This window comes from Streptomyces sp. Inha503 (assembly GCF_047215865.1).
Lineage (GTDB): Bacteria > Actinomycetota > Actinomycetes > Streptomycetales > Streptomycetaceae > Streptomyces > Streptomyces lycopersici.
In genome coordinates, this window is the sequence record NZ_CP178360.1 from 9,597,552 (window position 1) to 9,604,708 (window position 7,157).

5 protein-coding genes are annotated in these 7,157 nt (G+C 70.7%); 2 read left to right on the forward strand and 3 right to left on the reverse strand.

The features are described from left to right. Nucleotides 1–78 precede the first annotated feature (78 nt). Nucleotides 79–1,494 (forward strand): peptidase C39 family protein, encoded by a 1,416-nt coding sequence (locus ACJX2R_RS40785; RefSeq protein ID WP_413104166.1) that lies wholly within the window; start codon nucleotides 79–81, stop codon nucleotides 1,492–1,494. 30 nt (nucleotides 1,495–1,524) lie between these two features. Here the strand turns inward: ACJX2R_RS40785 and ACJX2R_RS40790 are convergent, their stop codons facing one another. Further along, on the reverse strand, nucleotides 1,525–2,157 hold the full coding sequence (locus ACJX2R_RS40790) for an endonuclease (RefSeq protein WP_413104167.1): 633 nt from the start codon (nucleotides 2,155–2,157) through the stop codon (nucleotides 1,525–1,527). 815 nt (nucleotides 2,158–2,972) lie between these two features. Between ACJX2R_RS40790 and ACJX2R_RS40795 the strand changes: the two genes are divergently transcribed. Further along, complete coding sequence (locus ACJX2R_RS40795) at nucleotides 2,973–5,249, forward strand: EAL domain-containing protein (protein WP_413104168.1); 2,277 nt, start codon at nucleotides 2,973–2,975, stop codon at nucleotides 5,247–5,249. A 124-nt stretch (nucleotides 5,250–5,373) separates the two neighbouring features. Here ACJX2R_RS40795 and ACJX2R_RS40800 read toward each other — a convergent pair whose 3' ends face one another. Together ACJX2R_RS40800 and ACJX2R_RS40805 are read right to left on the reverse strand one after the other, a co-directional pair. After that, entirely contained in the window at nucleotides 5,374–5,730 is a 357-nt protein-coding gene (locus ACJX2R_RS40800) for a DUF779 domain-containing protein (protein WP_262701002.1), read from the reverse strand. A gap of 92 nt (nucleotides 5,731–5,822) precedes the next feature. Then, a complete protein-coding gene (locus ACJX2R_RS40805) occupies nucleotides 5,823–7,025 on the reverse strand; it encodes a cytochrome P450 (protein WP_413104169.1) in 1,203 nt (400 codons plus the stop codon). Nucleotides 7,026–7,157 lie beyond the last annotated feature (132 nt).

Here is a 7,157-nt window from a genome sequence, read left to right on the forward strand (position 1 = left end):
CACTCGCAGCGGCCATAGTTGTGCGACTGTCGCGCACCCGCCGCCCACTGGACCGGACGACGACTGGGGGAACCCCGCATGACCAGATCTGGATCCACGCCCCGCCGCTCCGTGCTCGCCGCCGCCCTCGGCGTCGCGGGCGCCGCCGCCGTCACCACGACGGCCGCCGCGGCCGCCGGAACGGCCCGCCCGGCCCCCGCCGCGCAACAAGCCTCCGGGGACGCCGCGGCCCCGGCGGGCCCGAAGGCCGAGCCGATCGCGGAGTACCACGGCTGGACCAGCCACGCCGACTGGCTGGCCGGCGCCGCCAAGGGCGTACGCGCCGAGTCCGGCGCCCGCCCCGGCATCGTCATCTCCCGCCCCCTGGGCAGCGTGGACTACACCGATCCGCACACCGGCACCAAGGCCGCCTGGGAGTACGCCACCTGGACCTCCCCGGTGCGCACCCTCTCCGTGCCCGCGACCGAGGCCATCGTCTCCTGGAACGCCCGCACCCCGGCCGGCACCTGGGTCCAGATCGAGCTCAAGGGCACCTACACCGACGGCTCCGCGACCCCCTGGTACGTGATGGGCCGCTGGGCCTCCGACGACGGCGCCTCCTCCATCCGGCGCACCTCGGTGGACGACCAGAGCGACGACAAGAGCTCGGTGTGGACCGACACCTTCTCCATCGACGACCCGGCGAGCGGGCTGCGGCTCGCGAAGTACCAGGTGCGGCTCACCCTCCACCGCAAGCCCGGCACCACGCTCACCCCCACGGTGTGGCGGGTCGGCGCGATGGGCTCGGACGTCCCCGACCGGTTCGAGGTGCCCGCCTCCACGCCGAGTCTGGCCAAGGGGCGCGAACTCGTCGTACCGCGCTATTCGCAGGAGATCCACAAGGGTCAGTACCCGGAGTACGACAACGGCGGCGAGGCGTGGTGCAGCCCCACCTCCTCGCAGATGATCATCGAGTACTGGGGTCGCAAGCCCTCCGCGAAGGACCTCGCCTGGGTCAACCCGGACTACGCCGATCCGCAGGTCTGCCACGCCGCCCGGTTCACCTTCGACTACCAGTACGAGGGCTGCGGCAACTGGCCGTTCAACGCCGCCTACGCCGCCACCTACCGCGATCTCCAGGGCGTGGTCACCCGGCTCGGCTCGCTCACCGACGCCGAGAAGCTGATCGAGGTCGGCATTCCGCTGATCACCTCGCAGTCCTTCCTCAAGACCGAGCTGGACGGCGCGGGGTACGGCACCTCGGGCCATCTGATGACCGTCATCGGCTTCACGGCGGACGGCGACGTCATCGCCAACGACCCGGCCTCGGCCAGCAACGAGGCGGTCCGCCACATCTACAAGCGGCGGCAGTGGGAGAACATCTGGCTGCGGACGAAGCGGTACAACGCCGACGGCAAGGTGGTCTCGGGCACCGGCGGCGTCTGCTACCTCTACTTCCCGGCCAAGGTTTCCGCCGCTCAGCGGCGGGTGCTGAAAGAACTGGGCATCCGCTGAGGGGGGCCAAGCGGCGGCGGCCCGACCGCGTTACGCCGCGGCGCGCACCTCCTGCGCGGCGTCCGCGTGGAGCGCGACCCGGACCAGGGCGGCGGCCAGCCGGGGAAGGTCCTTCTCGGCCACCAGCCCCGCCAGCGACCGCGCGCTCTTCGGCAGCCCGACCCGCTCGGCGCCGTCCAGCGCCTTGCTGTCGAAGTACGGGGCGAACTCGGGCCAGACGCCCTGCACTTCGCGCAGGAAGATGTTCACCCCGGCCGGCCCGATGCCCTTGATCCCCTGGAGCAGCTTCTTCACGTCCCCGGCCTCGCGCAGCCGCCGCAGATCGCCCCCGTACTCCCGGTTCACCAGCTCGGCCGCCTCGCCCAGCTGGCTGGAGGTCCGCTCGTCGTAACGCCGGTAGCCGCCCTCGCCCAGCGCGTCGACCCGCTGCTGCCAGGTGGCCTCCGCCATCCGCCGCGGATCGCGCATCCCGGCGTCGAAGAGGGCACGGGCGGCGGCGACGGCGATGTCGGAACTGATCCGCGCGGACAGCAGATGCGCCAGGACCAGCAGCTGGTAGAGCGGGCCGGGGGTGTCACGGAGCTTGATCCCGGCCTCGGCGGCGAACGTCGTGCCCTGCTGATCGAGCAGAGCGCTCGCCACACTCTTGTTCTTGTCGCCCATTGCCCATCCCGCCTCGTGGTGTGGTGCCGTTGCGTCGGTCACGGGTGCCCGGCGACGCCCCGCTCACGGATCCCGGGCGAGACCTGGTGGGGCCATGGGGTCACTCCGTGCGTCCTTATGTGTTCCGTGCGTCATGTGTTCCGTGCGTCGTCGTGCCTCTCGACGAGACGTAACCTCCTTGCACCTCTCCTTGCGGAGATCCAGCGGCCGAGTACCCCTATTCATGGCAATTCACCGCATGAGGGCGAAAAGGCCGCACGGATTTCGAGCCGCGGGGTGCGGGGGCGGGCATGCGGCCGGGGCCGTCGCTGCCTCGGCCGCGGAGAACCCGGTGTGACGTTCAAGCGCGGCGGACGTGATGGATTTCCTAATTCGACTGCCCACGCCCGGGGTTGGCGCACCGCCAGAACGGGGCTCCCGAACGGGTTTGCCCGAGGCGCTTCCAAAGGCCCGCCCTGTGGAGGGCCGAGGTCAACACGGGGTTCGGGCCACTGGCAGATGACTCTGACAGGTGCTCGACCACCACCGGCGGCGCCCGTCTCCATGATCGGATCCGGATTACAGTTTTCCGTTTTTCCTTTCCTCATCGAACGGTTGATCAGTAATCTCGCCTCAGCAGCGGGTTGCCGTGCCGCTCTTCGTCGTGCTCCACTTCCCCGAGGACGCGGACGACCCGAGGGCGGCCCCGGAAGCCGGAAGAGGGCGAAGGAAGTGCAGGACGTGGACTGGCGGCCGGAGGGCATCGACGCCACAGGCGAGGACGCGGCAGGTTACAGGGACCCAGCCCATGGCGGCTGCCCCGGGGAGCGCACGATATGACTTCCGAATCGGGCGGGCCGAGATGTGACCGCGGCGCCGGGGACGCCGCCGGACACTCCGCCCCCGGGGAGAACGATCCGCTGAGGCGATTCGCGGGCATCTGGTGCCGGGCCGTCCACCCGCTGGCCGCCACCAAGATGACCCCCGAGGAGTTCGAGGGCTATCTGCTGCCGCTGGCCCACCGGTTGAGCGCCGCCCTGCGCTCCTCCCCCTTCGACACCGAGGCCGCGTACGAGGTCGGGGCCGCGCTGGTGGACGCCCAGTGCACCGAGCCCGACGCGCTGCCCGCCATCCTGGGCGTCATCGACACACATCTGGTGTCCTGCTCGTCGCCCGGAGTGACCTTCTCCCAGCCGTCCGGTGAACCGTTCCCCGGGCCGTCCGGTGAACCGTTCCCGGACCCGTCCGACGAGCCCTCCCACGAGCCCTTGGCCGACGAGGAGGCGCGGGCCCGCTGTGTGCGGCTCCAGCACGCCCTCGCCGCCGGGTTCGTCCGCGAGCTGCGCGAGCGCGAGCGCGATGAGCAGGAGGCCATCTCGCGGGCCGCGATGGTCGCCCGGACCGAGGCCGAGAAGGCGCTGCACGCCAGCGAGGCCAAGTTCCAGGCCGTCTTCGAGGGCGCGGTCATCGGCGTGGGCATCGCCGGACTCGACGGCGAGGTGCTCGTCGTCAACGACGCCATGGCCCGGATGTTCGGCGGGATGGACTTCTTCCGTCCCGGCCGCAAGGTCACCGAGTTCGTCCATCCCGACGACGTCCCCGGCGCCCATGAGCTCTACCGTGAGCTGGTCAACGGGGAGCGGGACCACTTCCGCATCGAGAAGCCGCACTACCGCGACGACGGCAGCGAGCTGTGGACCAATCTGACGGTCACCCTGCTGCGCGACTCCAGCGGCGCCCCGCAGTACCAGCTAGCCCTCGCCGAGGACATCACCGAGCACCGGCTGCTCCGGGAGCGGCTGCGCTACGAGGCCACCCACGACGAGCTGACCGGACTGCCCAACCGCACCCTGTTCCTGGAACGGCTGGACCAGGTGCTGGCCGCCGACGCCGACGCCGAGCGGTTCGGCGTGTGCTACCTGGACCTGGACGGCTTCAAGGCCGTCAACGACAGCCTCGGGCACGCCGTCGGCGACCGGATGCTCAAGACCGTGGCCGAACGCCTCCAGCGCTGTGTGAGGGCTCCCGCCGAGCTGCTCGCCCGGGTCGGCGGCGATGAGTTCCTCGCCCTGGTCACCGGCCCCGCGGCGCAGACCGACGGCGCCGGGCTGGCCCGCCGGATGCTGGCCGCGCTCGCCGAACCCGTCCGGATCGAGGGCCGTGAGCTGCGGGTACGGGCCAGTATCGGCGTGGTCGACGGCCGGGCCGGGGAGATCGGCCGGGCCGAGGTGCTGCGCAGCGCCGACATCACCATGTACCGGGCCAAGGCCGCGGGCGGCAACCGGTTCGAGATCGCCGACGCCGACTCCAACGCCCGGGTGATCGCCCGCCACAGCCTCACCAACGGGCTGCCCTCCGCCCTGGAGAAGGGCGAGTTCTTCATCGAGTACCAGCCGCTGGTACGGCTCACCGACGGCACCGTGCGCGGCGCCGAGGCGCTCGTACGCTGGCTGCACCCGCTGCACGGAGTGCTCGGCCCCGACCAGTTCATCCCGCTCGCCGAGGACACCGGGCTGATCGTCCCGCTCGGCCGCTGGGTCCTGGAGCAGGCCGCCCGGCAGGCGCGCGAGTGGCGCGACGCCGCCGAGGACGACGAGTCGCTGCGCGTCAACGTCAACCTCTCGCCGTGCCAGCTGAGCCATCCCACGCTGGTCTCCGACACGGTGGCGGTCCTGGAGAACGCGGGGCTGTGCCCCAGCGCGCTGTGCCTGGAGGTCACCGAGAACGACCTCATCGGCGCCGACGAGACCGCCCTGCGGCCGCTGCGGCAACTCGCCGACCTCGGCGTGGACATCGCCCTGGACGACTTCGGCACCGGCTACTCCAACCTGTCGTATCTGCGCCGGCTCCCGGTCTCCCAGCTCAAGCTGGACCGTTCCTTCACCCGGGGCATGCAGCGGGCACCCGCCGATCCGGTCGACGTCAAGATCGTCGAGGGGATCGTCTCGCTCGCGCACACGCTGGACCTCGCGGTGACGGTCGAGGGCGTGGAGACGGCCGTACAGGCCGAGCATCTGCGGGGGCTGGGCTGTGACACCGCGCAGGGGTGGTACTACGCGCGGCCGGGCCCGCCCGAGCGGCTGCACACTCTGGCGCTGGCCGACGCGAGCTGAGAGCGCGGCAACGCGGTACTCACGCTGAGGGCGCAAGGAAGTGGTGTTCACCCCCTCGTGCCCATCCGGCGGCGCGCCGCGCTCAACTCGCCATGCTCAGCTCGCCGCGCCCAACTCGCCGCGCTCAGCGCGCCGTGTCGTCCAGCAGGCGTGAGCGGATCAGGAAGCGCACGCCCTCCGGCGCCTCCAGGGAGAAGCCGCTGCCGCGGCCCGGCACCACGTCCACCGTGAGATGCGTATGGGCCCACAGCTCGAACTGCGAGGCCGACATCCAGAAGCCCACCGGCTCCTCGACCCCGTCCACCTCCAGCTCCCCGAGCAGCACATCCGATCCACCCGTACGGAACTCGCCGAGCGGATAGCACATCGGCGCGCTGCCGTCACAGCAGCCGCCCGACTGGTGGAACATCAGCGGCCCGTGATCCGCCCGCAGCTTGCGGATCAGCTCGGCCGCGGCCGGTGTCAGCGCGATACGGTCCATGGGCGATCCCTCTCCGTCATGCTGGTCATGCTCACCGAGCGGTCAGAGGTCCGGCCCAGCGAACCCCCCGCCACGTTGCGAGAACGTTGCCCTCACCATGTCACCGGCAGCTCGCGCAGCCCATAGGTGTTCTTGTCCGTACGGACGTGGATTTCGTCGAACGGAACGGCCGGCCGCAGGGCGGGGAACCGGTCGAAGAGCCTGGCGTACGAGCAGCGCATCAGCGAGCGGGCGAGCTGCTGCCCGAGGCACTGGTGAATGCCGTAGCCGAACGCGGCATGGTGGGCCGCCGGACGGGCGACGTCCAGGGTGTCGGGCGCCGCGAAGTGCTCCGGATCGCGGTTGACCGCGGGCAGCGCGAGGGTGACCGAGTCCCCGGCCCTGATCAGGTCGTCGCCGACCTGGACATCCTCCAGGGCGGTGCGGATGGGCCCGAAGTGGGTGACGGTGACATACCGCAGCAACTCCTCCACGGCGGAGTCCATCACGGCCGGGTCGGCCCGCAGCGCGGCCAGCTGCTCGGGGTTCCGCATCAGCGCGAGGGCGCCGAGGGCGAGGGTGTTGCCGGTCGACTCGAAGCCGGCGGTGAGGATGACCATGCCGATCGTCGCGGCCTCGTCCTCCGGCAGATCGGGCTCGGTGGCCAGATGCCCCAGAAGATCCTCCGCCGTCCCCGTCTTCTTCTGCCCGATCAGCTCACGGAACCGCTCATGGATCGCCTGCGTGGCGCGGGTGATCTCCTGGGCGCCGGAGTCGAGTTCGAACAGCGCCGCCGATTCCTTCCGGAACCGCTCACGGGCCTCGTCCGGCACGCCCAGCAACTCCGTGAGGAGATCGAGTGACATCGGCATGGCGAAGTCGGCCACGAGGTCGGCCGGTGGCCCCTGCCGCTCCATCGCCGCCAGCCGCCCATCGGCCAGCTGCTCGATCCTCGGGACCAGCCGGTCCATGCGGCGCACGGTGAAGTGGCGGGTGAGCAGTCGGCGGTAGCGCGTGTGCTCGGGCGGGTCCATGCGATGGAAGACACCGGGCGGCACCGCACGCCGCGACTGCTCGGCCTCGGCGGAAATCGCCACCGGCATACGGGCCAGGTCGGCCCGGTTGCTGAATCGGCTGTCGCCGAGCACCAGCCGAGCGGCCGAATATCCGGTGACCAGCCATCCCAGATGGCCGTCGGAATAGCGCATACGGCTCAGCGGGCCCTGTTCGCTGAGTTGCAGGAGTTCGGTGGGCAGTTCGAACGGACACCGACGCGTGGTGGGCACACCGGTGGGAATCGGAAGAGCGTCCGTCATCGTATCTTCCTCTATGTCCGGATCACGAGTCTTCGTGACCTTGTTCGCGGGAAGGGAAATTTCTGAGTGGCAGGATGGTGCCATTCGGGACCCCAGGCCTGCCCATGAGTCTTGTAGCGATATAGCGGCGGG